Source organism: Arthrobacter sp. MPF02 (assembly GCF_046605375.1).
GTDB lineage: Bacteria > Actinomycetota > Actinomycetes > Actinomycetales > Micrococcaceae > Arthrobacter.
Map to the genome: position 1 here is coordinate 3174123 of NZ_CP176772.1, position 26031 is coordinate 3200153.

General features: G+C 66.2%; 25 protein-coding genes. 15 read left to right on the top strand and 10 right to left on the bottom strand.

The features are described 5' to 3' along the window. Positions 1 to 187 precede the first annotated feature (187 nt). The 5 genes from ACLH0K_RS15035 to ACLH0K_RS15055 all read left to right on the top strand — a co-directional run bounded on the left by ACLH0K_RS15035 (position 188) and on the right by ACLH0K_RS15055 (position 6618). Complete coding sequence (locus ACLH0K_RS15035) at positions 188 to 1630, top strand: NAD-dependent malic enzyme (RefSeq protein WP_411374349.1); 1443 nt, start codon at positions 188 to 190, stop codon at positions 1628 to 1630. A gap of 35 nt (positions 1631 to 1665) precedes the next feature. Beyond that, positions 1666 to 3264, top strand: coding sequence for a malate synthase A (gene aceB, locus ACLH0K_RS15040; RefSeq protein WP_411374350.1), 1599 nt, complete (start codon positions 1666 to 1668; stop codon positions 3262 to 3264). A gap of 3 nt (positions 3265 to 3267) precedes the next feature. Further along, positions 3268 to 4548, top strand: a complete 1281-nt coding sequence (locus ACLH0K_RS15045; protein WP_411374351.1) for a DUF6986 family protein — start codon at positions 3268 to 3270, stop codon at positions 4546 to 4548. A gap of 9 nt (positions 4549 to 4557) precedes the next feature. Beyond that, on the top strand, positions 4558 to 5370 hold the full coding sequence (locus tag ACLH0K_RS15050) for a bifunctional allantoicase/(S)-ureidoglycine aminohydrolase (RefSeq protein WP_411374352.1): 813 nt from the start codon (positions 4558 to 4560) through the stop codon (positions 5368 to 5370). Positions 5371 to 5466: 96 nt separating this feature from the next. Further along, complete coding sequence (locus ACLH0K_RS15055; RefSeq protein WP_411374353.1) at positions 5467 to 6618, top strand: serine hydrolase domain-containing protein; 1152 nt, start codon at positions 5467 to 5469, stop codon at positions 6616 to 6618. 12 nt (positions 6619 to 6630) lie between these two features. Here ACLH0K_RS15055 and ACLH0K_RS15060 read toward each other — a convergent pair whose 3' ends face one another. Further along, the gene (locus ACLH0K_RS15060; protein ID WP_411374354.1) at positions 6631 to 7812 is read right to left on the bottom strand and encodes a zinc-dependent alcohol dehydrogenase; all 1182 of its coding nucleotides are present in this window, start codon (positions 7810 to 7812) and stop codon (positions 6631 to 6633) included. 169 nt (positions 7813 to 7981) lie between these two features. On the opposite strand from ACLH0K_RS15060, the gene ACLH0K_RS15065 reads away from it, so the two are divergent. Then, positions 7982 to 8230: a hypothetical protein gene (locus ACLH0K_RS15065; protein WP_411374355.1), complete on the top strand. Its 249-nt coding sequence runs from the start codon at positions 7982 to 7984 to the stop codon at positions 8228 to 8230. On the opposite strand, the gene ACLH0K_RS15070 is transcribed toward ACLH0K_RS15065, so the two are convergent. The 3 genes from ACLH0K_RS15070 to ACLH0K_RS15080 form a co-directional block, all read right to left on the bottom strand. After that, positions 8227 to 8934 (bottom strand): HAD family hydrolase, encoded by a 708-nt coding sequence (locus tag ACLH0K_RS15070; protein WP_411374356.1) that lies wholly within the window; start codon positions 8932 to 8934, stop codon positions 8227 to 8229. The two genes, ACLH0K_RS15065 and ACLH0K_RS15070, sit on opposite strands and share 4 nt — an antisense overlap. Then, complete coding sequence (locus tag ACLH0K_RS15075) at positions 8934 to 9224, bottom strand: hypothetical protein (protein ID WP_411374357.1); 291 nt, start codon at positions 9222 to 9224, stop codon at positions 8934 to 8936. Before ACLH0K_RS15075 ends, ACLH0K_RS15070 begins: the two co-directional genes overlap by 1 nt. 113 nt (positions 9225 to 9337) lie before the next feature. Beyond that, the gene (locus ACLH0K_RS15080; RefSeq protein WP_411374358.1) at positions 9338 to 11146 is read right to left on the bottom strand and encodes a glycoside hydrolase family 15 protein; all 1809 of its coding nucleotides are present in this window, start codon (positions 11144 to 11146) and stop codon (positions 9338 to 9340) included. 60 nt (positions 11147 to 11206) lie between these two features. Here ACLH0K_RS15080 and ACLH0K_RS15085 point away from each other — a divergent pair, with 60 nt between their 5' ends. Further along, positions 11207 to 11938 carry a DUF72 domain-containing protein gene (locus ACLH0K_RS15085; protein WP_411374359.1) on the top strand — a complete coding sequence of 244 codons (732 nt, stop codon included), beginning with the start codon at positions 11207 to 11209 and terminating at the stop codon, positions 11936 to 11938. Between the two features lie 36 nt (positions 11939 to 11974). Beyond that, entirely contained in the window at positions 11975 to 13081 is a 1107-nt protein-coding gene (locus tag ACLH0K_RS15090; protein ID WP_411374360.1) for an App1 family protein, read from the top strand. Here the strand turns inward: ACLH0K_RS15090 and ACLH0K_RS15095 are convergent. Then, positions 13078 to 14646: a glycoside hydrolase family 32 protein gene (locus ACLH0K_RS15095; RefSeq protein ID WP_411374361.1), complete on the bottom strand. Its 1569-nt coding sequence runs from the start codon at positions 14644 to 14646 to the stop codon at positions 13078 to 13080. The genes ACLH0K_RS15090 and ACLH0K_RS15095 overlap by 4 nt on opposite strands. A 220-nt stretch (positions 14647 to 14866) precedes the next feature. Between ACLH0K_RS15095 and ACLH0K_RS15100 the strand changes: the two genes are divergently transcribed. The 5 genes from ACLH0K_RS15100 to ACLH0K_RS15120 are packed head-to-tail and all read left to right on the top strand — an operon-like array spanning position 14867 to position 20648. Then, positions 14867 to 16303 carry a family 43 glycosylhydrolase gene (locus tag ACLH0K_RS15100; protein WP_411374362.1) on the top strand — a complete coding sequence of 479 codons (1437 nt, stop codon included), beginning with the start codon at positions 14867 to 14869 and terminating at the stop codon, positions 16301 to 16303. 54 nt (positions 16304 to 16357) lie between these two features. Continuing rightward, positions 16358 to 17692 (top strand): ABC transporter substrate-binding protein, encoded by a 1335-nt coding sequence (locus ACLH0K_RS15105; protein WP_411374363.1) that lies wholly within the window; start codon positions 16358 to 16360, stop codon positions 17690 to 17692. Positions 17693 to 17752: 60 nt separating this feature from the next. Then, on the top strand, positions 17753 to 18634 hold the full coding sequence (locus ACLH0K_RS15110; protein WP_411376491.1) for a carbohydrate ABC transporter permease: 882 nt from the start codon (positions 17753 to 17755) through the stop codon (positions 18632 to 18634). Continuing rightward, positions 18631 to 19533, top strand: coding sequence for a carbohydrate ABC transporter permease (locus tag ACLH0K_RS15115; RefSeq protein WP_411374364.1), 903 nt, complete (start codon positions 18631 to 18633; stop codon positions 19531 to 19533). Before ACLH0K_RS15110 ends, ACLH0K_RS15115 begins: the two co-directional genes overlap by 4 nt. Positions 19534 to 19571: 38 nt before the next feature. Further along, on the top strand, positions 19572 to 20648 hold the full coding sequence (locus ACLH0K_RS15120; RefSeq protein ID WP_411374365.1) for a LacI family DNA-binding transcriptional regulator: 1077 nt from the start codon (positions 19572 to 19574) through the stop codon (positions 20646 to 20648). Here ACLH0K_RS15120 and ACLH0K_RS15125 read toward each other — a convergent pair. The 4 genes from ACLH0K_RS15125 to ACLH0K_RS15140 form a co-directional block, all read right to left on the bottom strand. Next, entirely contained in the window at positions 20645 to 22192 is a 1548-nt protein-coding gene (locus tag ACLH0K_RS15125; RefSeq protein WP_411374366.1) for a glycoside hydrolase family 1 protein, read from the bottom strand. The two genes, ACLH0K_RS15120 and ACLH0K_RS15125, sit on opposite strands and share 4 nt — an antisense overlap. An 81-nt stretch (positions 22193 to 22273) precedes the next feature. Next, entirely contained in the window at positions 22274 to 22651 is a 378-nt protein-coding gene (locus ACLH0K_RS15130; protein ID WP_411374367.1) for a hypothetical protein, read from the bottom strand. 59 nt (positions 22652 to 22710) lie between these two features. After that, the gene (locus tag ACLH0K_RS15135; protein WP_411374368.1) at positions 22711 to 23034 is read right to left on the bottom strand and encodes a J domain-containing protein; all 324 of its coding nucleotides are present in this window, start codon (positions 23032 to 23034) and stop codon (positions 22711 to 22713) included. Between the two features lie 106 nt (positions 23035 to 23140). After that, a complete protein-coding gene (locus ACLH0K_RS15140) occupies positions 23141 to 23566 on the bottom strand; it encodes an Hsp20/alpha crystallin family protein (RefSeq protein ID WP_411376492.1) in 426 nt (141 codons plus the stop codon). A gap of 138 nt (positions 23567 to 23704) precedes the next feature. Between ACLH0K_RS15140 and ACLH0K_RS15145 the strand changes: the two genes are divergently transcribed. After that, positions 23705 to 24025: a MerR family transcriptional regulator gene (locus tag ACLH0K_RS15145; protein WP_411374369.1), complete on the top strand. Its 321-nt coding sequence runs from the start codon at positions 23705 to 23707 to the stop codon at positions 24023 to 24025. 18 nt (positions 24026 to 24043) lie between these two features. Here the strand turns inward: ACLH0K_RS15145 and ACLH0K_RS15150 are convergent, their stop codons facing one another. Then, positions 24044 to 24847: a phosphatase PAP2 family protein gene (locus ACLH0K_RS15150; RefSeq protein ID WP_411374370.1), complete on the bottom strand. Its 804-nt coding sequence runs from the start codon at positions 24845 to 24847 to the stop codon at positions 24044 to 24046. Positions 24848 to 24908: 61 nt separating this feature from the next. Between ACLH0K_RS15150 and ACLH0K_RS15155 the strand changes: the two genes are divergently transcribed. Next, positions 24909 to 26021, top strand: a complete 1113-nt coding sequence (locus tag ACLH0K_RS15155) for a DNA alkylation repair protein (protein WP_411374371.1) — start codon at positions 24909 to 24911, stop codon at positions 26019 to 26021. The last annotated feature ends 10 nt before the right edge of the window (positions 26022 to 26031 follow it).

The window sequence follows — 26031 nt, forward strand, 5'->3', positions numbered from 1 at the left end:
TTCCGACAAGTCTTATCCGCATCGTGAAAAGAATTGCCCTAGTTGTTTCAAGATACAGCACTGCCGGAGGGGATGCGATGGAGGCAGCACAGGGCTTGTCTTTCCACAAAGTAGATAATAATATCCATAATACGAAAACACTCGGTTTGAGCAGCAGCCCGGACAAGGCCCAACAGGAGGACATTCAATGGCGAACCCCAGCCCCGGAAATTCGATCACCCTGCGCGTGGAAGCACCGTCGAGCTTCAGCGCCACCAGCGAACTGGCAGCAGCAGTGGGAGCAGCAGGCGCCGCCATCACCGCACTGGACGTCAGCGAATCCCACCACGAGACACTCGTCGTCGACGTCACCTGCAACACCACGGACGACGCCCACGCGGCCCGCGTCAAGGACGCCCTGGACGCGCTCGACGGCGTCACCGTCCAGCACGTCTCGGACCGCACCTTCCTGATGCACCTCGGCGGCAAGCTCGAAGTCGTCCCCAAGGTGGCCCTGCGCAACCGTGACGATCTTTCCCGCGCCTACACACCCGGCGTCGCGCGCGTCTGCCTGGCCATCGCCGAGGACCCGGCCGCCGCCCGCAACCTCACGGTCAAGCGCAACACCATCGCCGTCCTCACGGACGGTTCCGCGGTCCTCGGCCTCGGCAACATCGGCCCGGCCGCCGCCCTTCCCGTCATGGAAGGCAAGGCCGCCCTCTTCAAGCAGTTCGCCAACGTGGACGCCTGGCCGGTCTGCCTGGACACCCAGGACACCGAGGAAATCATCCGGATCGCCAAGGCCATGGCCCCGGTGTACGGCGGCATCAACCTGGAGGACATCGCCGCCCCGCGCTGCTTCGAGATTGAGAACCGGCTCCGTGAGGAACTGGATATCCCCGTGTTCCATGACGACCAGCACGGCACTGCCATTGTCACCCAGGCCGCCCTGGTCAACGCCCTGCGCGTGGTGGACAAGAAGCTGTCCGAGGTGCGGATCGTCGTCTCCGGCGTCGGTGCGGCAGGCTCAGCCATCATCCAGCTCCTCAAGGCCCAGGGCGCGCGGCACATCATCGCCGCCGGCCGCTCCGGCGCCATCCACGCCGGAGAGAAGTACAGCGACGAACACCGCACCTGGATCGCAGCGAACACCAATGAGGAAGGCTTCTCCGGCACGCTGCACGAGGCGCTCAAGGGCGCGGACGTCTTCATCGGCGTGAGCGCGCCGCACGTGATCGGCGAGGAGCAGGTGGCCTCCATGGCGGACAACGCGATTGTCTTCGCCATGGCCAACCCGACGCCGGAAATCGACCCCGTTGTTGCCTCCAGGCACGCCGCGGTGGTGGCCACCGGCCGAAGCGACTTCCCCAACCAGATCAACAACGTGCTGGCTTTCCCCGGCTTCTTCCGCGGCCTGCTGGATGCCGGCGCCTCCGACATCACGCCGGAGATGCTGGTGGCGGCGGCGGAGGCAATCGCCAACCGGGTTGCTGACGACGAGCTGAACGCAAGCTACATTATCCCCAGCGTCTTCGATCCCCATGTGGCCGGTGACGTCGCCGCCGCAGTAGCTGCCGCCGCCCGCTCGGCAAACGTGGCAACCGCCGCGGATTCGGCTGAAGCTGCCGCACCCGCCCTGGCCAACGCCTGACCGCCCGAACTTCCAGCCAAAGGAAAGGACCAGAAATGGCCATCACCGTTACAGATCTTCGGCCAATCAACCGCGCCGAGGAGATCCTCACCCCCAAGGCGCTGGCGTTCGTGGAGGAGCTTCACACCCGCTTTGCCGGAACGCGCAACGAACTCCTCGCCGCCCGCACGGCGAAGCGGCAGCGGGTTGCCGAAACCGGAAAGCTGGACTTCCTGCCGGAGACGCAGGACGTGCGCGACGGCGACTGGAAGGTTGCGCCCGCACCGGCGGCTTTGCAGGACCGCCGGGTTGAGATGACAGGCCCCGCCTCCCCCGCGAAGATGGCCATCAACGCCCTCAACTCGGGTGCCAAGGTATGGCTGGCGGACCTCGAGGATGCCAGCACGCCCACCTGGAACAACGTCGTCGACGCGATCCTCAACCTCCGCGACGCCGCCCAGGGCACCCTCAGCTACACCTCGGACGAAGGCAAGGAGTACCGGCTCCGCACCGACGCTCCGCTCGCCGTCGTGGTGGCCCGGCCCCGGGGCTGGCACATGCAGGAAAAGCACATGCTCATCAACGGCGAACCCGCCGTGGGCGCCCTGGTGGACTTCGGCCTGCACTTCTTCCACATCGCCAAGCAGCTGGTGCTCAACGGCCACGGCCCGTACTACTACCTGCCCAAGATGGAAAGCCACCTCGAGGCACGGCTCTGGAACGACATCTTTGTCTTCGCGCAGGACTACCTGGGCCTGAACCAGGGCACCATCCGCGCCACGGTGCTGATCGAAACCATCCCGGCCGCCTTCGAGATGGACGAGATCCTCTACGAGCTGCGCGACCACGCCTCCGGCCTGAACGCCGGCCGCTGGGACTACCTGTTCAGCATTATCAAGTACTTCCGTGACGCCGGCGAGGAGTTCGTCCTCCCGGACCGTGCTTCCGTGGTGATGACGGCCCCGTTCATGCGCGCCTACACCGAACTGCTGGTGAAGACCTGCCACAAGCGCGGCGCCTTCGCCATGGGCGGCATGGCAGCTGTCATCCCCAACCGGCGCCACCCGGAGGTCACCGCGGCCGCCTTCGAGAAAGTGCGGGCGGACAAGACCCGCGAGGCCAACGACGGATTCGACGGTTCCTGGGTGGCGCATCCGGACCTGGTGCCCACGTGCCGCGAGGTGTTCGACTCGGTCCTGGGCGATAAGCCGAACCAGCTGGACAAGCAGCGTCCGGAAGTTTTCGTCACCGCCGACCAGCTGCTGGATGTCTCCTCCGCAGAAGGCCAGGTGACCGAAGCCGGCCTGCGCCTGAACCTCTACGTGGCCGTCGCCTACACGGCCGTCTGGCTGTCCGGTAACGGCGCAGTGGCTATCCACAACCTGATGGAAGATGCAGCCACCGCGGAGATTTCCCGCTCGCAGGTGTGGCAGCAGATCCGCAACAAGTCCGTCCTCGCGGACACCGGCAACACCGTGACCAAGGAACTGGTGGAGCGGATCCTGGGCGAGGAGACCGAGCGGCTGCGCACCGAGTTCGGCGACGAGGCATTCCGCCGCTACTACCAGCCCGCCAGCGAACTGATCGCGGACATCTGCCTTTCGGACGACTACACCGACTTCCTCACCACCCCGGCCTACGAACTGGTGGGCTGAGGCATGGCCGGAACACCCAGGACTTCGCTTTCCGCCGGGGACCTCGCCCATATCGACGGGCAGCTTGCTGCCACGGACCGGCTGCTGGAGCAGAACTACCCGGGCGACGACGGCTCCCGCCAGCCGGTGCACACGGTGTACGTCCCCGCTGACCGCTTTACGCCGTCGTTCGCCGCTGACTGGGGCGCCGAAGCGGTGGCGACGGCGGAGGCCCACGGCGGGTTTGAACGGCTCGGCTCGCTGCTGGGCCAGGACGGCGGCCTCGCCGACGCGGTCGCCGCGCGGGTCGCGGCCAAGCTCGCCGGTGAGCCGATCGAGGACCTGCGCCTGGATTTTGAGGATGGGTTCGGGGACAGGGGCGACGACGCCGAGGACGCCGCCGCGGTTGCCGCGGCTTCCGCGGTGGCCAAGGCAGTCGCGGCGGGGTCCGCTCCCCCGTTCATCGGCATTCGGTTCAAGTGCTTCGAAGCACCCACCCGGGCCCGGGGGCTCCGCACCCTGGACCTGTTCGTCTCCGGCCTCGCCGCCGCGGGCGAACTGCCGGACGGGCTGGTCCTGACCCTGCCGAAAGTCACAACGGTGGCGCAGGTCCAGGCCATGGACTATGCCGTGTCCCGGCTGGAGGAAGTCCACTCGCTGCCCGCCGGACGCCTCCGCTTCGAAGTCCAGGTGGAAACCCCGCAACTGATCCTGGGCCCGGACGGCACCTCGCCGGTGGCACAGCTGCCGCATGCCGTCCCAGGCCGGATCAGCGGACTGCACTACGGCACGTACGACTACTCTGCGTCGCTGCAGATTTCGGCCGAATACCAGTCCATGGAGCACCCGGTGGCCGACTTCGCCAAGGAAGTCATGCAGCTGGCCGTGGCCGGGACGGGGATCCGGCTTTCCGACGGGTCCACCAACATCATCCCGGTGGGTGACAATGTGGAGAACGCGTGGCGGCTGCACGGCCGGCTGGTCCGGCGGTCGCTGGAGCGCGGCTACTACCAGGGCTGGGACCTGCACCCGGCCCAGCTGCCCAGCCGGTTCGCCGCCACCTACGCCTTCTACCGCGAAGGCCTCCCTGCCGCTGCGGCGCGCCTGCGCAACTATGTCGAGCGGACCGAAGGAGGCGTCATGGACGAGCCCGCCACTGCCCGGGCCCTGGCCGCCTTCGTCCTCCGGGGTGTCCAGTGCGGCGCCGTGGGGGCCGATGAGGTCCAGGCGCTTGCCGGCGTCGGAATTCCCCAGCTGACCGCACTGGCGCACCCGCAGCTCGCCACCACTCCAACTCCCAAGTAAGGACCTTCAATGGGCAAGTACTACTACCCGCAGGGCGGGCTGCCGCCGCAGACCCACCTCACCACCGAGCGCGCCATCGTCACCGAGGCGTACACGGTCATCCCCAAGGGCGTGCTGACGGACATCGTCACCTCCAACCTGCCGGGCTTTGCCAACACCCGGTCCTGGATCATCGCCCGCCCCATCTCGGGCTTCGCCACCACCTTCTCCCAGCTGATCGTGGAGATCGGACCGGGCGGCGGGGCACCACGCGCCGAATTCGAGGAAGGCGTGGAAGGCGTCATCTTCGTCACCAAGGGCACGGTCAACCTCACCCTCGACGGCGAACTGCACACGCTGGAGGAGGGCGGCTACGCGTACCTTGCCGCCGGAGCGCAGTGGGGCCTGGAGAATGTCTCCGACGACATCGTCTCCTTTCACTGGATCCGCAAGGCCTATGAACGGCTGGAGGGGTACGAGGCCAAGTCCTTCGTAACCAACGAAAAGGACGTGGAGCCGACGTCCATGCCGGACACCAACGACGTCTGGAAGACCACGCGGTTCACTGATTCGAACGACCTGGCCCATGACATGCAGGTCAACATCGTGACGTTCCAGCCCGGCGGCGTGATCCCGTTCCCGGAAACCCACGTCATGGAGCACGGCCTGTACGTCCTGGAGGGCAAGGCCATGTACCTGCTCAACAACGACTGGGTGGAAGTGGAAGCCGGCGACTTCATGTGGCTGCGCGCCTTCTGCCCGCAGGCCTGCTACGCCGGCGGCCCCGGTGAGTTCCGGTACCTGCTGTACAAGGACATGAACCGCCAGGTGCGCCTCACCTAAGCTCCCGCCCACCCCACCCAACTAAGTAGCGCCAAGTGTCGTTTTGGACCCTCAAAACGACACTTGGCGCTACTCAGTTGGGGGAGAATCGGTTGTATGGGCAGTCACCGGGGCCGCGGGTGGAGACGGACCGCTGCTGCCGTGTGCGCGGTCCTGCTCGCGGGGGCCGGCTGCACCGGGGAGCCGGAGCCGCCCCCGCAGCCGCCGGACCGGGACCAGCCCTCCGCCGTCGCCATCCTCGAGGCGTTCAGCGCCCGGATGCTCGACGACGGAGCCCCTGCGGTGCTGATCTCCGTGACGGACAACGGGGAAACATGGAACCACGCGGCCGGTGTGCGGAACATGGAAACGGGCGGCTCCGCCCAAGTGTCTGATGCCGTCCGGATTGGCGGCATCACTGAATCCTTCGTCGCCGTCTCCGTGATGAAGCTGGTGGAGGAGGGCAGGCTGAACCTTGACGGCCAGGTCAGCGATTACCTGCCCGAGTTCGGGACTGTCCTGCGCCCGCCCGGTCCCGTTACCGTCCGCCAGTTGCTGACCCACGAGTCCGGGATTCCCGATTTCTCCGTCCCGCTGCTGGCATCCGGGCCATGGGAGGAAAACATGAACCAGCCGCTCAGCCTTGAACAACAACTGGCACTGGCGGCCACGCTGCCTTGGGACGGCCGGCTGTCACGGATCTTCGACTATTCGCGCTCGAACTACACCGCCCTGGCGCTGATCGTCGAGCGGCTCCGCGGCCAGGAGATCAGCGAGGTCCTGGCCGCGGACACCGCCACTCCCCTGGGCCTGGAAAGCACCCGCCTGGGCGGGATGCCGCCGGAAACGGCGGTCCACGGGTACGTCACCCTCGAAGGACAGCGGGTGGACGTGACGCGGCCTGCATGGCTCACCGAACTGCCCGCGGCTGGTGCACTGTCCACGGTGGAGGAAGTGAACAGGTTCTACGCTGCCCTGCTGCAGGGGAGGCTGCTTGCCCCGGACGCCGTGACGGCCATGAAGGGCGGCTACTCGCAGTACTACGGCTTTGCCCTTCGGCGCTGGAACAACACCTGCAACAACCGCTTCTACTACGGACTTCCCGGTGATGTGGACGGCTACGGCACGATCGCCATGACCAGCGAGGACGGCAGCAGGCAACTGGCCATGGCGGTGGCCTATCCTCCCGCGCCGCCCACCCTGGACCTGAACCCGCTGATCTCCGAGATGCAGGACGTGGCGCAGGAGGCCCTCAACAGCCTGTGTTGAAAGAGCCCCTTCTCAGGCGCCCGGGTTCAACACCACCTTGATGCAGCCGTCCTCCTTCTTCTGGAACTTCTCATACAGCGCCGGTGCGCCTTCCAAGCCCGAACGGTGGGTGACCAGGTCCATCACACCCAGCGGATCGGCGTCGTCCTCCACCAGGGGCAGCAGGTCGTCGGTCCAGCTGCGCACGTTGCACTGGCCCATCCGCACCTGCAGCTGCTTGTCGAACATGGTGAGCATCGGCATGGGACTGGCCTGGCCGCCGTAGACGCCGCTGAGCGAAAGCGTCCCGCCGCGCCGGACGGCGTCGATGGAGGTGTGCAGTGCCGCAAGCCGGTCCACGCCGCCGGTTTCCATGGCCTTCTGGGCCAGCTTGTCCGGCAGCAGCCCCAGGGCCTGGTGGGCAAAACCGGCCACGGGCGAACCGTGGGCTTCCATTCCGACGGCGTCCACCACCGCGTCCGGGCCCCTTCCGGAGGTCATCTCCCGCAGTTCGTCCGCGATGGTCTTGGTGTAGTCGAACGTTTCCACCCCGTGCCGCGCCGCCATCTCCCGGCGTTCCGGTACCGGATCCACGCCGACAACCCGGAAGCCGTGGAGGACGCCAATCCGGCTGGCGAACTGGCCCACCGGACCCAGGCCGAAAACAGCGAGGGTGCCGCCGGGCTGGACATTGGCGTACTCCACCGCCTGCCACGCGGTGGGAAGGATGTCAGAAAGGAACAAGTAGCGCTCATCGGGCAGTTCGTTTCCCACTTTCACCGGGCCGTAGTCGGCATGCGGCACGCGCAGGTACTCGGCCTGGCCGCCGGGGACGGACCCGTAGAGCTCGGAATAGCCAAAGAGGGCCGCCCCGGATCCTTTCTCCTTCACCTGCGTGGTTTCGCACTGGGACTGCAGTCCCTGCCGGCACATGTAGCAGTGCCCGCAGGAGATGTTGAAGGGAATTACCACGCGGTCGCCCGGTCGAAGGTTGGTGACGGCGCTGCCTACTTCCTCCACAATGCCCATCGGCTCGTGGCCGATGACGTCGCCTTTGTGCATGTAGGGGCCAAGGACCTCGTACAGGTGCAGGTCCGAGCCGCAGATCGCCGTCGAGGTGATGCGCACGATGGCATCGGTGGGCTCCTGGATCACGGGGTCCGGCACTTCCTCTACGCTTACCGAGCGTTTTCCTTGCCAGGTCAGTGCTTTCACAGTCTCCCTTTCTCTGGTGCTCCGTTGGGGCATGACGCCCGCCCTCCGACGCTATCGGCTCCGGCGGAAAAAAGTAAGCAGGCTGATCAAATACTTGTCGTCCCGGCCTCGTCCTTCTAGCGTAGGAAGGGCCAACATGCCCCTGATGCCGAGTGGAAAGAGGAAATCCATGTCGCTGTACCAGCCGGAACCGGTCGAAATCTCCACCCGCATGCGGCCCGGCGAGTGGACGGAAGCCAGCCTCGAGGAACTCGTCAACAGCTACCGCCACAGGATTGTGGAGATGGGTGCCAACGTGTCCGATATCGTCACGGACATCGAGCGGAACGACGACGGTTCGGTACACGTGGCGGTGTCCTGGGCAAAGCCTGCCGACGCCGGTGACGAGGACACTGTCACCGGCGGACAGACCCTCTAGGCTGCCGGGAGCAGCTTGCCGATCGCGCTTGATTCCAGGTTTCGCAGGAGGTCGCGGGGGCCCTCGTAGACCTCCGCGGCACCGGCATCCCGCAGTTCCGCTGCGCTGATGCCTCCGCAGGTGACCCCCACGGAGGGGATGCCGAGCGCGGCGGCAGCTTTCATGTCCCAGACGGCATCGCCAACAAACACGGCGTTCTCCGGTTCCAGGTCAATGGCCCGCAGTGCCGCCACCAGGATGTCCGGCGAGGGCTTGCTTTCCTTGGCGTCATTTGCGCTGGTTGCGCCGTCGATCACGCCGTCCGCATCAAGGATGGACTTCATGACCTGCAAGTCCTTTTTCCGGGCGGAGGATGCGAGCGCAACAGCCAGCCCCCGGCCATGGCATGCAGCCAGCAGTTCCCGCGCCCCGTCCAAGGCACGCAGTGACGGCCAGTGGGATGCATAGAGGGCGCCGTGGCTGGACATGACCTCGCGGTCAGCATCGCGGTCCCGGTCCGCGGGCAGGAGGTTGTCCACCAGCCGGTCGCCGCCCATGCCCACGAAGTGGTGGATAGACGCCATGGGGATGTCGTAACCGTACTGCCTGAAGGCGCCCCACCAGGAGATGGTGTGGATGTAGGACGAATCGATAAGCGTTCCGTCGACGTCAAAAAGAACCCCCCGGCGGCGGCCGTCGGGGGGTAAAGTACGGGACGGACCCATCAGCCGACCCCTGCCCGCCGGGCTTCCGGGGTCCTCCTGCGCCTGGCCGCCTCCTCCTTGGGAGTGCTGACCGGCCGCACGCGGTCCCGGATCACCGTTCCGGCGCCGTCGTGGCTCTTATCCCGGATGAGTCCAGTGCCGGCAATTTCACGCGCCATTGCGACGCCGGCCGCTGCCGCCCTTTTGGTGGGAAAGGTCACCGAGATGGCCATCAGGTTCCCGGCGCCGTCCATCATCCTGACCCTATAGCCGCCGTCAGGCGCGTCCACGAGCTCAAAATACCCGGCCATTCACATCACTCCTCCGTCAGTCACGGCGTTGTGCCTGGAGCACTCCGTGAGGTGTAGTAAGTATACTTATCTATATTGCGAAGGAGAAGCTCCGCCCCTTTTCCGGCGCCGCCTCAGCGCCTGTCCGCCGTTTCCGGCGGAATGGGGGTGTCGCTCCGCCGAACCGTATCCTGATGCAGCTCCAAAGCGCTAGTCACAAGGGCGAAATGGCTGAAAGCCTGGGGAGTGTTGCCCAGCTGGCGCCCGGCTTTGACCGCCCATTCCTCGCTCAGCAGTCCGACGTCGTTTCGCAGCTCCAGCAGGCGTTCGAAGAGTTCCCGGGATTCCGCGTGCCGGCCTGCGCCCAAAAGGGCTTCCACCAGCCAGAAGGAACATGCCAGGAAGACGCCCTCGTCGCCCGGCAGCCCGTCGTCGCTCTCGGCCGGACGGTACCGCAGCACAAGGCCGTCCTCGGTGAGGTCCCGCTGGATGGCCTCGATGGTCCCGATGACCCGCGGATCGTCCGGCGGCAGGAATCCCACGCGCGGAATCAGGAGAAGGCTGGCATCCAGTTCCGGCCTGCCGTAGGACTGCACGAAGGTGTTGCGTTCGGCGTCGAACCCGTTAGCCATCACGTCCCGGCGGATGGTTTCCCGCAGCGTCTCCCACCGCTCAACGGGACCCGGCAGCCCGGATTCGCGGACCCCTTTCACCATCCGGTCCGCGGCAACCCACGCCATCACCTTGGAATGCGTGAAGTGCCGACGCGGCCCGCGCATTTCCCACAGCCCGTTGTCCGGCTGGTCCCAGATCGTTTCAAGGTGCGCCATCAGCGCACACTGGAGGTCCCATGCCTCATCGCTGTGCTTGAGCAGGGAATGCCTGGTGAGCGCAAGGCAGTCCAGCACCTCGCCCCACACGTCCAGCTGCAGCTGTTCCGCGGCGCCGTTGCCGATCCGCACGGGCGAGGAATTCTCATAACCCTTCAGCCAGGGCAGCTCCATTTCCGGCAGCCGGCGTTCGCCATGGATGCCGTACATGATCTGCAGGTCGGCAGGGTCGCCGGCCACCGCCCGGAGCAGCCAGTCCCGCCACGCTGCAGCCTCGGCCGTATACCCGGCAGCCAGGAGGGCCTGCAGGGTCATGGTGGCGTCGCGGAGCCAGCAGTACCGGTAGTCCCAGTTGCGTGGCCCGCCCAGTTGTTCGGGCAGGGATGTGGTCACCGCCGCCACAATCCCGCCGGTGGGCGCATAGGTAAGCGCCTTCAGCGTCACAAGGGACCGGATCACCGCTTCCTGGTATTCACCCTTGACGGTGCACTGCGAGGACCAGCCGCGCCAGAACGCGTGCGTGGTGTCCAGGACCCGTTCGGCATCCACTGTGTGCGGCCGGCCCATGTGGCTGGGCGCCCAGGTGAGGACGAAGGGGACTCGCTCTCCGGCGCTGACCGTGAAGTCGCTGACGGTGTGCATGTTCTCGCCGTGCAGGGGCGCACTGGTGGCGAAGTAGGCGGCATCCGGCCCGGCGATGGCGTGCAGGCCCAGCTTGTCCTTCCGGACCCAGGGAATGATGTGGCCGTAATCGAACCGCATGATCAGCTCGCCATGCATCCGCACGGTGCCGCTGACGCCCTCGACGATGCGCACGATGTCCGCCACGGCATCCCGGGGCGGCATGAAGTCGATGACGCGCACCGTTCCGTCGGGCGTGTCCCACTCCGTTTCAAGGATCAGGGTGCCGTCCCGGTAGCTGCGCCGGGTGCACGGCCCGGCGCCGTGCGGCGCCAAAAGCCAGCGGCCGGCGTCGGGCGTGTCCAGCAGGGCACTGAAGCAGGCCGGGGAATCGAAGCGGGGCAGGCACAGCCAGTCGATGGAGCCCTCGTTGCTGATCAGGGCACCGGTCTGCAGGTCCCCCACCACCGCGTAATCCTCAATTCGCGCCATGACCTTACCCTGCCACAATCCGTTGGCTGAGAGAGGCACAATCCGGTGTAGCCTGCAGGAATGGCGGTCCATATCGGCACCTCGGGGTGGAGCTACGACCATTGGGAGAATGTGCTCTACCCCCCGAAGCTGCCGGTGAAGGACCGGCTCCAGCATTATGTGGCACGGTTCAGCACCGTGGAGCTGAACGCGAGCTTTTACCGCTGGCCCAGGGACACCACTTTCGCGGGCTGGAACCAGCGCCTGCCCGCCGGTTTCACCATGTCCGTCAAGGCCCCGCGGGGCCTGACCCATGCCCGCAAGCTGTACTCGCCGGAGGTGTGGCTGGAGCGCATCACCCGCTGCTGGCACGAACTGGGCGACAAACGGGCCGTCCTCCTGGTCCAGCTGCCGCCGCAGATGGAACGGGACGACGCGCGGCTGGACTACTTCCTGGCCTCGGTGCCGTCCTGGATACGGGTGACTGTCGAGTTCCGGCATCCCACGTGGGACTCCCCGGAGGTGTTCGCACTCCTGGAGCGGCACCAGGCAGCCTACTGCATCATGAGCGGCGCCAACCTGCCCTGCCTGCTGCGCACCACGGCCTCGTTCGCGTACGTCCGGCTGCACGGGCCAAACCACCAGCACCTCTACGCCGGCTCCTACCCGGACGCGGACCTGCACTGGTGGGCGGACAAGATCCGCGGCTGGGAGGGCAGCGGCCTGGACGTTTACGCCTATTTCAATAACGACGGCGGCGGCAACGCAGTGCGGAACGCCGAGACCCTGCGCGCCATCCTGGGCACGGGCTAAGGCGCGCCGGAGGCGGTGCTGTGGCAGAGTGGACCCATGGACAAGGCTCCACAGAATCCGTCACGGAACACAGCCCACACTCCCGCCGGGGACCTCCGCAGCAGGACCGGGCTGTCCGGAGGCCAGGTGTTCCGGCTGGCGCACCGCCTCTCGGACAGCTTTAACAGCGTGCGGATCAGGCTCGCCAAGCGGTGGAGGTTTGTTCCGCAGACCATCGCGTACCAGGGCTATGGCTCGACCACGCAGGTCCGGGTCCTGGGCCGGGTGTTGATGACGCAGAAACCGCTGCCGGGCAGCAAGGCCGAAGCGGAAGCAAAAAAAGGCCACCAGAACGTCCGCGGCTGGCGTGCCTTCACCGGCGTGCCGCTGCAATTCACCGACGTCGAAATCACCATCGGTGATGTTGTCACCCATGTCCGGTCGGACCGCGGCGGCGTCATCGACACGGAAGTGGACGTCCGGCTGTCCCCCGGCTGGCACACTGCCGTTCTCCGGGCCGAAGGAACAGAGCCCGTGGAAGCTCCCATCCAGGTGATCGCGCCGGATGTGAAGTTCGGCATCGTGTCCGATATCGATGACACCGTGATGGTGACAGCCCTGCCGCGTCCGTTCCTGGCCCTCTGGAACACGTTCGTGCTCAGCGAGCGGGCCCGCATGGCCACCCCCGGCATGGCTGTGCTGCTGGACCGGCTCACCATCGAGTACCCCGACGCCCCCGTCATCTACCTGTCCACTGGCCCCTGGAATGCGGCCCCCACCCTGGCCCGCTTCCTCACCCGCAACATGTATCCGAAGGGCGCCCTCCTGCTCACCGACTGGGGCCTGACCCAGGACCGCTGGTTCCGCAGCGGCCAGGAGCACAAGCACCGGAACCTGGAACGCCTCAGCAAGGAGTTCCCGGACATGCGCTGGCTCCTGATCGGCGACAACGGCCAGCATGATGAAGCCATTTACTCCGGCTTCGCGTCGGAGAACCCGGACAAGGTGGCAGCGATCGCCATCCGCCAGCTGTCCATCAGCGAATCCGTATTCGCCGGCGGCCACTCGGAGGACGGCGACCACACCACTTCCAAGGTGCCGTGGATCTACTCCCCGGACGGCGCCGGCATGGCCAAGCAGTTGACCATGCTGGGCATGCTCTAGGCCACGGGCTGGGAGAACTCGCGGATGGTGATGCCGGAGAAGGTGGCGGGTCCGCCGTCGGTGTAGAACGAAATGCCGGTATCGCCGGGGGCGAAGTGCACCTGCTGGGAAAGCACCGTGTGCCCGGCATTGACGAAGACCTCCACGCTTTGGGTGTCAACGAAGATGCGCAGGTGCACTGAGCGGGCTGCGGCATCGATCGGCGCGGCCGCCCGGGTGTAGGGAACAAGCGAAAACCCGGCCTGGTCGGAGGGCGCCCGGTCAACGTACAGGTCAGCGCCGTACTTGCCGATGTTTGTGTGGCGAGTGCCGTCCGCGGAACGGCCAACCGAGACCCCGATGTTCGCCGCGGCGTCCCACGTGATGTCCAGTTCCAGCTCATACGCCCGGCCGCACCACGGCAGGACCGCGCTGCCGTTCACGGTCCGGTCGGGGAACAGCGTGGTGGAGGTTGCGTGCCGGCCAAGCGCCTGGACCGGGCTGGCCAGCAGGCTGTACCAACCGCCTGGCTGCCGGTCGAGGCGCAACTCCCGCACGATCGAGTTCTGCCCGTTATACCCGTCGGTGGCGTCCGTGGGAACGTCACGGGCGGCGTACTTCCAGTTGTTCATCCAGCCGATGGCATACCGCTTTGTGTCCGGCGCTTCCGCTGCCGGCCAGGTCACGGCGCCGTACCAGTCCCAGCCCCAGTCGAGCCACTGCGGGTTGTTGACGTCGTCCGCGAGGAACTGTTCGCCGTCCCACCGTCCGGTCCAGTAGGCGTAGGTCATGGGCAGGCCGATACCGTAGGCGTCCATGCTGGCGCCGAGTATCCAGTGCCGGGTGCCGTCACCGGCTGTCATCTCGAACAGGTCCGGACACTCAATCCCGCCCAGCCCGTGGTTGGGGAAGTCGAAGTTGCGCTTCAGCTGCCAGTCCCGCAGGTTCCGTGACGTGTAGAAGGCCGCGTACCGGGCCCTGCCGATCACGCACACCCACTCGTTGCGTGCCGCATCCCAGTGGACTTTCGGGTCCCGGAACCATTCGGCATTGTCGATCTCCGCCTGCGTCACAGCCTTCCGGCCGTCCGTGTTGGCAATCACCGGATCCGGCAGTGCGGTGAAGGTGTAGCCGCCGTCCGTGGACCAGTAGAGGTACTGCTCCTGGAACTTCCGGATGCCGTCCGTGGGCTGCGTGGCGAGCACCACGATGGCACCGGCGCCAAAGCCCGCAGTATTGGCTGTGTCCACCACCGCCGATCCGGACCACACGGGGAAGTCGGGCTGCAGCGGCAGGGCGTCGCCGTGGTGGGTGAAGTGCACACCGTCGAACGTGGTGGCATGGTCCCATCCGCCCGGGCCGTTGTTCACTGTGGAGTGCAGGTAGTAGAGGTGGTAGGCCCCATTGACGAACACGGGGCGCTGGGGGTCGCACAGCCAGCCTGACGGCGGTGTCATGTGGTACAAGGCGCGCAGGGAATTTTGGGCCACCGCAGGCGGGGCCGCACCGGCGGCCCCGAGAAGCAGGGCCAGCGCTCCGGCTCCCGTTCCCTGCAGGGCGTGGCGGCGGGTAATGGCATGGGTCATCGTTGACTTCCTCTCCGGGGTTGCCAGCGCTCAAGCGCTTTAGCAGGAGAACATACCGACGCCTGCACACGCTGGTCAAGCGTTTGAGCAGAGAAATCCGGGGCACCATCCAGCTGAAAAAGCTTCTGAAACTATTTCTGCTAAAACGCTTGATCGTCCTGCTTTTTCACGCTAGCTTTCCAATGGTCAAACGCTTTAGCAGAAATGGACATCACCGTCGATGAACTACCCGGTTTTCTTCCAGCCCGCCGACGCCTGGGTTGGCGATCTTATCCCTTACCAGCAGGACGGCGAGTTCCGTCTGTTCTACCTCCACGAAGTGCGCGGCGAGCCAAAACCCGGAACGTCCTGGCACCTGGTGACCACCAAGGACCTGACGCAGTTCCAGGACCACGGCGTCGCCCTCCCGCACGGAAGCACGGACCAACCGGACTTCAACTGCTACACCGGCAGCATCGTTGCTGACGAGGTAGGCGCCCACCACCTGTTCTACACGGGCCAGAACCCCGCGAACACAGGCCAGGACGGCCTGCCACTGCAGTTGGTCATGCATGCCACCAGCACGGACGGAATGGGTTCATGGACCAAACATCCGGAACTCACCTTCGGGGCTCCGGACGGGTACGAGTCCGCAGACTGGCGGGACCCTTTCGTTTTCCGCGACGAGGCTTCCGGGCTATGGCGAATGCTCTTGGCGGCACGGCACACGGACGGACCCGAGCGCCGGCGCGGCGTCATCGCCCAGTGTGTGTCCACGGACCTGATGACCTGGGAATACGCAGAGCCCTTCTGGGACCCCCGCCGGTACATCACGCACGAGTGCCCCGACGTCTTCGAGTGGGGCGGCTGGTGGTATCTGGTCTACTCCGAATTCTCCGAAACCTTCACCACCCGCTACCGCATGGCCAAGAGCCCAACCGGCCCCTGGACGGTCCCGGCCCTGGACAGCGTCGACGGGCGCGCCTTCTACGCCTCCAAGACGGCGGAACGGGACGGCCGGCGGTTCTTCTTCGGCTGGATCGCCAGCAAGGAAGGAAATTCCGACGACGGCGCCTGGCAGTGGGCGGGTACCATGGCGGTTTTGGAGGCCCGGCAGAACGCCGACGGGACGTTGGCGTTCGGCCTCGCCGATGAGCTGGTGGACAGTTTCTGGGACGAGGTGCCGCTCGCGCTGGGCCAGGACCTGCCCTTCCGGATGGAAGTCCCGGACGGCTACAGCTCCGTCCTCTCTGCCCACGACGTTCCCACCCAGTTCTATGCCAAAGCGGTACTGGACATCTCGCCCGGCACCACCGAATGCGGAATGCTGCTGCGTTCCAGTGCGGACGGCGACCACTCCTACGTCCTCCGGCTGGAACCGCACCGCGGGCGCCTGGTCTTCGACCGCTGGCCCCGGGCCATTACCGGCGGCGCCCAGTGGCAGGTCTCAGGCGACGTCCCGTTCGCCGTCGAACTTGAACGTCCCTGCCACCTGCCTCGCGGCAAGCACACGCTGGAAGTCGTCGTGGACGGCGACCTGTGCGTCGCCGTCGTGGACCGGCAGGTGGCCCTGAGCACCCGGATCTACGACCACCCCACGGGCCGGATCGGAGTGTTTGCCGGCGAGGGATCAGTGGCCCTCACCTCCTTCGAAGTACGCAAGCGCACCACCAGCTGATCCTCCCCTGCCCCTCCCCTCCCATCAGTCCGTTTCCGTCACGAAAGAACCCCAATGAAGAACCTGTTCCGCGCCGCCGCTGCCGCGGCCGTCACCGCCTTGGCCCTGACCGCCTGTGGCGGTGGAAGTTCCACCGACCCCTCCAACGTGAGCCCCACCGGGGAGATCAAACCCCGGGAAATTTCCTGGCTGCTGTCCCGCCCGGCCGATGGCGCCGTCATCAACATCATGAAGAAGCTCGCCGACGACTACGCCAGGGAGCACCCCGGCTTCGAGCTGAACCTCATCACCACCCCGGACCGGCCGTCCTACATCCAAAAGCTCGAAACCCTGGCGGCGGCCAACAAGCTTCCAGAACTGTTCGACACGGACGCCACTCCCTTCGCACAGCAGCTGGCCAAGCAGGGCAAGATGGTGGACGCGGAGAAGCTGCTGAAGACGCTGGACATGTACGACGACTACCGCCCGGCAGCACTGGACTATCAGCGGTTCGACGACGGCTCCCTCTACATGATTCCGTTCCAGTTCGAACTGGAATTCATCTGGTACAACAAGGCGCTGCTGGAAAAGGCCGGAGTCGGCGTGCCGAAGTCGCTCGACGACATTCCGGCCATGTGCACCGCCCTGCGCCAGGCCGGAATAACCCCGATCGCCCTTGACGGCCAGGACCAGTGGCCGCTGGAACGGTACGTGGCGTACCAGCCCTTCCGTGGAGCAGGCCCTGACTATATCCAGAAGCTGAAGAAGGGCGAGGCCAAATTCAGCGACCCTGCCGGCCAAAAGACGGCGACCTGGATGGCGGAACTCGGCAAGGCAAGATGCTTCCAGGACGGTTTCTCGGCCCAGGGCTACTCCGATGCCCAGAACCAGTTCACCTCCGGCCAGGCCGCGATGTACAACATCGGCACGTGGGAACTTCCCAGCCTTGCCACGGACAAGCTGAACCCCGCCGTCCGGGACGACATCGACTTCTTCACGCTGCCCACCACAGAGGGGTCCGTGACGGCCGCCAACGAGTTCGTTTCCCCCTCGGGCATCGGGATGGCCGTCAACGCCCGGACCTACGACCCCCTGGTCAGCGACTTCCTGAAGTTCGCGCTGGAAAAGTACCCAGCCGAATACGCTGCCACGGGCGCACTCTCCCCCACCACCGACGTCGAAACCGCCGTCCCGGCCGACGCCACGCCGCTGTACCAAAAGGCGCTCGACCAGGCCAAGGACCTCGGCGAAAAGCAGGCAATGCCGTGGGACACGCAGCTGGACCCCACTACCAACGGCCGGCTGCAGCAGGAACTCGTCCTGCTGGTGCAGGGCGAGATAACTCCCCGGCAGTTCACGGACACCATGGACAACACCATCGCCCAGAACGCCCCGAAGTTCTTCAAGTAACCACTGCGGCGGGGGATCGCAGCGGTCCCCCGCCCGAAAGGCCCACCCATGCACAACAGCATGCTTCCCAACAGGTCACGGACCTCTGTCCTGGTCTTCCTGCTTCCGCCGCTGCTGCTCTACGGCGCAGCGGTCCTCTTCCCCATCCTCCAGTCATTGTTCCTGAGCTTCTTCTTTTGGAACGGCATCAGCGACATGGAGTTCGTCGGCCTGGACAACTACGTCCGGATGTTCGTGGCCGACGACATCTTCTGGCGCGCGTTCCTGAACGCACTCATCTACCTGGCGATCTGCCTGGTGCTGCAACTGGGCGGCGCACTGGCAGTCGCCAGCCTCCTCACCTCCCTCCGCCGCGGACGCGAGCTGATCAAGACGCTCTACCTGCTGCCGGCAGTGATCTCCACGGTGGCCATCGCCTTCCTCTTTGTCCGGATCTACTCCCTGGAACCGGTAGGCCTGCTCAACCAACTGTTCCAGTGGATGGGACTCGGCGCCCTGGAACGGCCCTGGCTCTCTGACGTCAACACTGTCCTGGCTGCCGTGTCCGCACCCGAAGGCTGGCGCTTCACCGGGCTCTACATGCTCATCATCTACGCGGCACTGCTCGCAGTGCCCAAGGAGCTTGAAGAGGCCGCGGTCCTGGACGGCGCCTCCCGGTGGACGCTCTTCACGAAGATCCGGTTCCCCTACATCCGTCCCGTGTGGATCACCACCACCATCATGGCCACCACCTACGGCCTGCGCGGCTTCGACATCCCCTACCTGATGACCAACGGCGGACCCGGACAGTCCTCCGAACTGCTCACCACCTACATGTACAAGACGGCGTTCACCAGCACGGACTTCGGCTACGCCAGCACCATCTCGGTGTTCATCGTGGTCGAGTGCCTCGTCGCCGTCGGACTCATCCTGTTCCTGCTGAAGCGGAAGGCAGACTCATGATCACCCAGGCAGCCCCGCCTACCCCGCCGGCCGCCGTGGTGCCGCCACAGCCCGCCAGGAAGCGGCGCCGCAGGCCCGACCTGTTCCGGACGCTGTCCCGGGTACTGATCATGCTGATCGTGATCGTGCAGGTGTATCCCCTGGCGTGGCTGTTCCTGACGAGCCTCCGCACCGAGCAGGACTTTGCCAGCGGTGACCCGTTCGCCCTTCCGGGGTCCCTGACCTGGGAAAACTATGCCAGGGCGTTCGAGACAGGCGACCTGGGCCGCAACATCCTCAACAGCTTCATCGTGACGATGGGCGCCAACGTCCTCATCGTCCTGCTGGGAATGATGGCCGCCTACGCCATACAGGTCCTCGGGTTCCGGTTCGGCCGGCTGGTCCGCGGCCTGTTCCTGATCGGCATCATCGTTCCGGTGCAGATCGCCCTGGTCCCCCTGTTCATCGACTACTCGGCGGTGAACCTGCTGGACACCTACCAGTCGATGATCATCCCGCTGGCCGGCTTCTCCCTGCCCATGTCCGTCTACCTGTTTTCCTCGTTCTACGAATACATCCCAAAGGAGACATATGAGGCGGCGTCACTGGACGGCGCCGGGCCCTACCGGATCTTCGGCCTGATCACCCTGCCGCTGTCCCTGAACACGGTGGTGACGGTAGTCCTGGTCAACAGCATCTTCATCTGGAACGACTTCATCTTTGCCAACACGTTCGTCCTGTCAGAGGAGCTGAAGACCATCCCGCTGGGGCTGCAGAACTACATCGGTGCCATGGGCAAGGTGGACTGGACCGCCACTTTCGCGGCCGTGTGCGTCACCATCACCCCGCTGCTGCTGGTTTTCCTGCTGCTGAACAAGGCGATGATCCAGGGACTGGAAAGCGGGGCGACCAAGGGATGACGGCCACGGCGGACGGATATACTCCTGACGGAGGGCAGATGGTTTCAAAGGAGAAAAGGCCGGGAGAGCAGGCCACGGCGGCCCGGTCCCCGCGGCCGGAGCGTACCCACCCGGTGACCCTCCGCGATGTGGCCGAGGCAGCCGGTGTTTCCACGGCGACGGTCTCGCTGGTGGTCAATAAAAAGAAGGACGCCCGGATCGCGGTGGAGACGCGCCAGCGGGTGAAGGACGCCATCCGCGCGCTCGGCTACCGCCCCAACGCGATGGCAAAGACCCTGGTCAGCGGAACCTCCCGCTTTATCGGCCTGGTGGCCGACGGCGTTGCCACCACCCCCTTTGCCGGCCAAATCATCCACGGCGCTCAGGACGAGGCGTGGAAGCACGGGTACGCCCTCCTCATTGCCAACACCGAGGGCAACGGGGAGCTTGAGCAGGACGCCATCACCATGATGCTGGAGTACAAGGTGCGCGGCATCCTCTACTCCACGTGGTTCCACCGGCAGACGGACATTCCGGCGTCGCTCCGCGAAGCGGATTTCGTCCTGGTTAACTGCTTTTCGCCGGAACCGGGTACCCGGGCTGTGGTTCCCGACGAAGTGCAGGGCGGCCGCTCGGCCACTGAGATCCTGCTGCGGCACGGCCACCGACGCATCGCCTTTATCAACGCCACCATCCCCGCCCCCGCCAGGGACGGACGGCTGCAGGGGTACCGGGAAGCGCTTGAGGCCGCCGGCCTGCCGTTCGACCCTGAACTGGTCATGGAGGCGTACCCGGACCAGGAGGGCGGCTACGGGGCAACGGCCGGGCTGCTCAAGCGGGACGTGACGGCCGTGTACTGCTACAACGACCGAATGGCGATGGGCCTCTACGACGGCCTGCGGGACCACGGGCTGTCCATCCCGGACGACATTGCCGTGGTGGGGTTCGACAACCAGGAAGTCATCGCCGCGCACCTGCGTCCGCCGCTCTCCACTGTGGCCCTTCCCCACTATGAGCTGGGAGCGGCGGGCGTGCGGATGCTGCTGGGGCTGGATGAGGTTCCGGACGGCCCGGCCGCGAAGATCCACTGCCCGGCGTTGGAACGGACCTCTGTCCGCGCCAGCGCGAGGAGCTAGGCGCTGGCACCCAGCGGTGCCACGCCGTCGTCGGGCGCTTTCGCTTCAAACTCCTCCGGCGCCATTGCCTGCGCGATGGCCGTGTCCGCCGCCGCGGCAAGGTCGCGTTCCTCGATGAGCTCCTGGAACCAGAAGTAGGACGCCTTCGGCGTCCGCTCCAGGGTTTCGTAGTCCACGTGCAGGAGCCCGAACGGCTGGTTGTAGCCGGCCGACCATTCGAAGTTGTCCAGCAGGGACCAGACGTAGTAGCCGCGCAGGTCCACCGCTTCCGCCTCGCCGCCGGGGGCGGTGGCCCGCAACGCGGTCTCCAGGTGGTCCGAGAGGTATCTCAGCCGGCGCTCGTCCGGGATGAACCGGGTATTGGTGGATTTGTCCCGGACGACGATGTCCTCAAAGCTGGCGCCGCCCTCCGTGATGATCACCGGCGGAAGGTTGGGGTACCGCTCGGCCATCTCCTTCAGGGCAACGGTCATGTACTCCGGCTTCACAGGCCAGCCGTAGGCGGTGATGTCCGCCTCCGGCCAGGTTTCCACGTGGAACGGGGTTCCGCCGCTGCCCGCGGCGCTGAGGTCGCTGCCCATGGCCTCCGCCATGCTGGCCGGCACGGCGCCGCCGCCGGGACCCACGGCAACCTTGGTGGGCATGTAGTAGTTGAGCCCGTAGAAGTCCAGCGGCTGGGAGATGAGCTGCATGTCCTCCTCCGGGTGCTCGAAGGAACTGAAGAACTTCGCGGCCCGGATCAGGTCCGGGTACTTTCCGGTGAGCACGGGGTCCGCGTACAGCCGGTTCTGCGCCAGGTCCATTAGCCCGGCACTGATGCGGTCCAGCGGGTTGATGGAGTTGGGCACCATGGGCGAGTAGACGTTGGTCATGCCGATCTCTCCGGGAACCCCCGCCGCACGGAGAGCCTGGACGGCCAGGCCGTGGCCCAGCAGCTGGTGGTGGACGGTGGGGAACGCGCCCAGGAGCAGTTCCTTGCCCGGCGAGTGCAGGCCCAGGGAGTAGCCGTTGGTACTGACTGTTGCCGGTTCGTTGATGGTGCACCAGCGGGCAACCCTGTCCCCGAAGGCATCGGCGAGGATCCCGGCGTACTCCCCCAGCCGGTAGGCGGTGTCCCGGTTCATCCAGCCGTCCGCTTCCTCCAGTGCAAGCGGCGTGTCCCAGTGGTAGATGGTGGCCATGGGCGAGATCCCGTTGGCCAGCAGTTCATCCAGCAGGCGGTCGTAGAAGTCCAGGCCCGCCCGGTTCGCCGGCCCGCTGCCCGTCGGCTGGATCCGCGGCCAGGCAAACGAGAAGCGGTATGAGTCCACCCCCAGCTGCTTCATGAGCGCCACGTCCTGCGGCATACGGTGGTAGTGGTCGCAGGCCGTCACCGGGCTGTGGTCCTCCACTATGGCGCCCGGTTTGGCGGCGAAGACGTCCCATGCGGCAGGTCCGCGGCCATCCTCGTCAAGGGCGCCCTCAATTTGGTAGGCCGCGGTAGCAACACCCAGGGTGAACCCCGGCGGGATGAGTGCTGCGAGTTCCTTGGCGGTGATATGCATGGGGGCCTTCTGTCAGGATTGATAAGTATGTCTCAGGATTGCACAGCGAAGGGCCCCTGACGAGCGGAAACACATCCGGCGTCACTGCGAGCCGAAGAGGAACTCCTTGGCATGGGCAACGGCTTTCCGGAATGCGTCATTCCGGAGCGTGACCAGGTGTTCCGGTTCGCCGTCGGCAGGTTCCAGGTAGCCCGTGTATCCGGGACGCAGCATCCAGATGTCGCCGGCCGGGGGCAGGTAGAACACGCCGAACGACCGTTGCTGCTTCTCCTCCCCCGTCCACACCGGCACCACCGCGAGCGCCGCCCCCGTGGCCGGGTTGATCCATTGCGCCCGTGGCAGGGGTTCCTCATGCGCTTCGGGATCCAGGAAGGGCGCGGTACCCACGCCCCAGCGCTGTTCAAAGCGCTCGTGGAATGCCGGGATCAGGTGTGAATCGTAACGCCGCCACTCGCTCATGCAGTCTTCCGCCTCCTTGCGCTTTGTCGTCGATACCCCGCTGGCCCGGCTCCGGGACGCTAGGCATATGGCCCGCTTTCCCAGCGCACCGGGGTGACCCTGATGGTGTGCCCGGACGTCCCGGTGCGGCCGGCCGATTTCCGCACGGGAATCACCGTGGGCGCGGAGGCTGCCTGCTGCCTGTCGTAGGCCGCCCGCCGCTCCGGGTCCCGCAGCACACTGAACGCCTGCATGATGCGCAGCAGTTCCCCTTCCGGCGCGGCCGCCCCGTCCATGTCGGGATGGTGGCTCCGCATCAGGGCACGGTATGCCCGGGAGATGTCCTGCTGGCTGGCATCCGGCCGGACCCGCAGGATGGCGTAGTAGTCGGGAGTATCTGTCATCTCGGCCTTCCCGCACCCGCGGCGGCGGGACCTGGCAAGCCGGCGCCGCCGTCGGGCATGAACGCGGGCAGCGCCGCCGGCGCCGCCCGCGCACCGCCGTTGGGAACTAGGTTGCGATCTGCTGCATCTGGCCCTGCTGCGTCTCGATCTCGATCTTGCGCGGCTTTGCCTTCTCCGCCACGGGGATCCTGAGGGTCAGGACGCCCTGGTCGTAGCTTGCCTTGATGTTGTCCGTATCCAGGGTGTCGCCGAGGATCAGCTGGCGGCTGAAGACCCCGCGGGGGCGCTCGGACGCCACCAGCTCAACATTGGGCTGCGTTGGGTCCTGCCGCTCGGCCCGGACGGTGAGGACGTTGCGCTCGACGTTCAGGTCAAGCGAGTCCACCTTGACGCCCGGAAGGTCGAAAGCCACCACGAAGTCGCCGTTCTCCTGCCAGGCGTCCATGGGCATGGCGGCCGGGCGGGCGGTGGTTCCAAAGACCTGCTGCGTGAGCCGGTCCAGCTCACGGAACGGGTCCGTACGCATCAACATCATTTCCCACTCCTTCAGCTTGTAAGTGTTGGACCGGTTGCCTATCCACCCGCCGATCTATGGTGGTGGATATAGATTTTTTATAGCACCCGTGCGAAACTGAAGCAATACCGCAGAACGTGTGATTTTGGAGGCGCCATGGCAGATTCCGCAACGGGAAGGACCCCGCGGCCCGCCGGCGGGCGCGCGCTCTACGCGATCTCGGTTGCGGCCGAGTTGACCGGGACCGGGCAGCAGAACATCCGGCTGTATGAGACAAAGGGCCTGCTGACGCCCTCCCGGACAGCCGGCGGCACCCGCCAGTACAGCGACGATGACATCGCCATTCTCATGCGCATCGGGGAACTCCTCGAGCAGGGCCTGAACCTCGCAGGTGTAGCCAAAGTGCTGGAGCTTGAGGCTGCCAACCTGAAACTGCACCGCGCCCTCAAGCGGGCCAGGTCACGGCCGCCGGGCTGAGGCGGGGCCGGCGCAGCGCTAGTCCCGCGGCGCCTCGGCCTTGGACAGTTGGCCGGTGATCTGTTCGCCGGGCACCCTTGCTGTCCGCCAGGTATCCACGGCAATCACGCCGCCGAGGATGATGAGTGACAGGGACACCGAGGCGAGCGCATCACTGAGCCAGTGGTATCCGAGATACAGCCGGCTCACCGCTGCGAGCAGGATCCCGACGCCGGCGGCGACGAAGCCCCAGACCGCCGCCCGCGTGTTCCTGCGCCTGGAAAAGATCAGGTACGCGCCCACCAGCAGGAAATCGCAGGCACCCAGGACATGGCCGGAGGGGAACGAGAACGTCTGGTCGATGCCGAACAGCATCTGGTCCACCGGCGGACGGGAGCGCCGGACGATCTGCAGGATGATCTGCGAGATGATGACGCCGCTGATCATCGCCGACGCCAGCAGGATGGGCCGCCAGGCATGCCTGGCCGCGAAGCTCCAGGCCACAACCACCACCAGGACGATTATGGGAAGGGCAATGGGGCCGAACACCACTGCCAGGAAGATCATCGCGGCGGTCAGGGTGGCGGACCTCGTGCCGAGGAGCCAGTCGCGGACGGGAGTGTCCGCTGCGGACAGCCCGTCAGCCTGCAGCACGCTGATGAGGGTGGTGATGAACAGGGCCACCCCCGCCGCCGCCAGGATCACCGCGTAGCGGTACAGGGCGCGCCTGTGCGCCGGCTCCACGTAGCGTTCCTCCACAACGAACTTGTCGTGGAAGTAGCGCCACTTGCCAACGTGCTTCCCCGTTCCAGACCCCGGCGATCCGCGCTGTCCCACTGTCATACCCGTCCCTAGGTGCGGAATTGCTTAGGGTGAAGATTATCCCGCGCGCTAGCCTGACTCCATGGGCGCCATGAACGAGCTGATTAATGCAGGAAGCGTGGAAACCCTTACCCGGCTCCTCACGGAAACCGGGCCGGGAACCCGGTGGGACCGGACAGCAGCCGCCGCATCACAGCTGGACGGCCTCCACCTGCGCGCCCGCACGGATCTGCTCGCCAATGCCCTCCTGGCTGACATCCGCAGCGTCCCCTCCCCGGGCTACCCGACGGCGGCGGGCAGCTTTCGTGCCGCCCTGGAGGTTCCGGAGTTCACCGGCTGGTTCCTCTGGCCGGTGTCCGAGGCCGCCGTCACCCTCGCCCTGGCGTCGGGCGCGGCAGAGCACTTCGACGACTGCCTGGCGCTGCTGGCCGCACTCACGCCCAGGCTCACCGGCGAGTTCGCGGTCCGGCGCCTGCTCGCAAGCGACCCTGACCGGGCCCTGGCCGCCATCCGGGATTGGGCCGCCAGCCCTGATGAACACGTCCGGCGGCTCGCGAGCGAGGGCACCCGCCCCTACCTGCCCTGGGCGGTACGGGTACCCGCCCTCATCCAGCGGCCGCAGGCCAGCCTTCCCATCCTTGATGCCCTGTACCGGGACCCGTCCGGGTACGTGCGCCGCTCTGTGGCCAACCACCTCAACGATCTCGCCCGGCATGCCCCCGATGCAGTGGTGGACACCGCCCGGCGCTGGCTCGCCGCGCCGGACGCCAACACGGGCCGGCTGGTCCGGCATGGCCTTCGGACGCTGGTCAAGAAAGGACACCCGGACGCGCTGGAGCTGCTCGGCTTCGCCCCCGCGCAGGTGGCCGTGAACGGTCCCCGCCTTGACCGGGACGTCCTCACCCTGCCGGGCGATTTGACCTTCGCGTTCGACGTCGCCAACACCGGAACCAAGGACGCGCGCCTCGCGGTGGACTACCTGGTCCACTACCGCAAGGCCGACGGCAGCGAGTCCGCCAAGGTCTTCAAGATCTCAACGGTGACCCTGGCGCCCGGGGAAAGCCGGAGCCTGACCAAGCGCCATGCCTTCCGCCAGATGACCACCAGGGTGCACTACCCGGGCGTGCATGCACTGGAGCTGCAGATCAACGGCGCTGCCCATGGCCGTACTGAGTTCCTGCTCAAGCTGCCCTAGCCCAAGCTGA

Excerpts from the sequence above, each read along its gene's own strand:
- ACLH0K_RS15050 (WP_411374352.1), top strand. The coding sequence starts at position 4,558 with ATGGGCAAGTACTACTACCCGCAGGGCGGGCTGCCGCCGCAGACCCAC.
- ACLH0K_RS15080 (WP_411374358.1), bottom strand. The coding sequence starts at position 11,146 with ATGGCGCGAATTGAGGATTACGCGGTGGTGGGGGACCTGCAGACCGGT.
- ACLH0K_RS15070 (WP_411374356.1), bottom strand. The coding sequence starts at position 8,934 with ATGGGTCCGTCCCGTACTTTACCCCCCGACGGCCGCCGCCGGGGGGTT.
- ACLH0K_RS15115 (WP_411374364.1), top strand. The coding sequence starts at position 18,631 with ATGATCACCCAGGCAGCCCCGCCTACCCCGCCGGCCGCCGTGGTGCCG.
- ACLH0K_RS15090 (WP_411374360.1), top strand. The coding sequence starts at position 11,975 with ATGGACAAGGCTCCACAGAATCCGTCACGGAACACAGCCCACACTCCC.
- ACLH0K_RS15075 (WP_411374357.1), bottom strand. The coding sequence starts at position 9,224 with ATGGCCGGGTATTTTGAGCTCGTGGACGCGCCTGACGGCGGCTATAGG.
- ACLH0K_RS15140 (WP_411376492.1), bottom strand. The coding sequence starts at position 23,566 with ATGTTGATGCGTACGGACCCGTTCCGTGAGCTGGACCGGCTCACGCAG.
- ACLH0K_RS15105 (WP_411374363.1), top strand. The coding sequence starts at position 16,358 with ATGAAGAACCTGTTCCGCGCCGCCGCTGCCGCGGCCGTCACCGCCTTG.
- ACLH0K_RS15065 (WP_411374355.1), top strand. The coding sequence starts at position 7,982 with ATGTCGCTGTACCAGCCGGAACCGGTCGAAATCTCCACCCGCATGCGG.
- ACLH0K_RS15085 (WP_411374359.1), top strand. The coding sequence starts at position 11,207 with ATGGCGGTCCATATCGGCACCTCGGGGTGGAGCTACGACCATTGGGAG.
- ACLH0K_RS15110 (WP_411376491.1), top strand. The coding sequence starts at position 17,753 with ATGCTTCCCAACAGGTCACGGACCTCTGTCCTGGTCTTCCTGCTTCCG.
- ACLH0K_RS15100 (WP_411374362.1), top strand. The coding sequence starts at position 14,867 with ATGAACTACCCGGTTTTCTTCCAGCCCGCCGACGCCTGGGTTGGCGAT.
- ACLH0K_RS15035 (WP_411374349.1), top strand. The coding sequence starts at position 188 with ATGGCGAACCCCAGCCCCGGAAATTCGATCACCCTGCGCGTGGAAGCA.
- ACLH0K_RS15145 (WP_411374369.1), top strand. The coding sequence starts at position 23,705 with ATGGCAGATTCCGCAACGGGAAGGACCCCGCGGCCCGCCGGCGGGCGC.
- aceB (WP_411374350.1), top strand. The coding sequence starts at position 1,666 with ATGGCCATCACCGTTACAGATCTTCGGCCAATCAACCGCGCCGAGGAG.
- ACLH0K_RS15150 (WP_411374370.1), bottom strand. The coding sequence starts at position 24,847 with ATGACAGTGGGACAGCGCGGATCGCCGGGGTCTGGAACGGGGAAGCAC.
- ACLH0K_RS15125 (WP_411374366.1), bottom strand. The coding sequence starts at position 22,192 with ATGCATATCACCGCCAAGGAACTCGCAGCACTCATCCCGCCGGGGTTC.
- ACLH0K_RS15045 (WP_411374351.1), top strand. The coding sequence starts at position 3,268 with ATGGCCGGAACACCCAGGACTTCGCTTTCCGCCGGGGACCTCGCCCAT.
- ACLH0K_RS15120 (WP_411374365.1), top strand. The coding sequence starts at position 19,572 with ATGGTTTCAAAGGAGAAAAGGCCGGGAGAGCAGGCCACGGCGGCCCGG.
- ACLH0K_RS15055 (WP_411374353.1), top strand. The coding sequence starts at position 5,467 with ATGGGCAGTCACCGGGGCCGCGGGTGGAGACGGACCGCTGCTGCCGTG.
- ACLH0K_RS15155 (WP_411374371.1), top strand. The coding sequence starts at position 24,909 with ATGGGCGCCATGAACGAGCTGATTAATGCAGGAAGCGTGGAAACCCTT.
- ACLH0K_RS15095 (WP_411374361.1), bottom strand. The coding sequence starts at position 14,646 with ATGACCCATGCCATTACCCGCCGCCACGCCCTGCAGGGAACGGGAGCC.
- ACLH0K_RS15130 (WP_411374367.1), bottom strand. The coding sequence starts at position 22,651 with ATGAGCGAGTGGCGGCGTTACGATTCACACCTGATCCCGGCATTCCAC.
- ACLH0K_RS15135 (WP_411374368.1), bottom strand. The coding sequence starts at position 23,034 with ATGACAGATACTCCCGACTACTACGCCATCCTGCGGGTCCGGCCGGAT.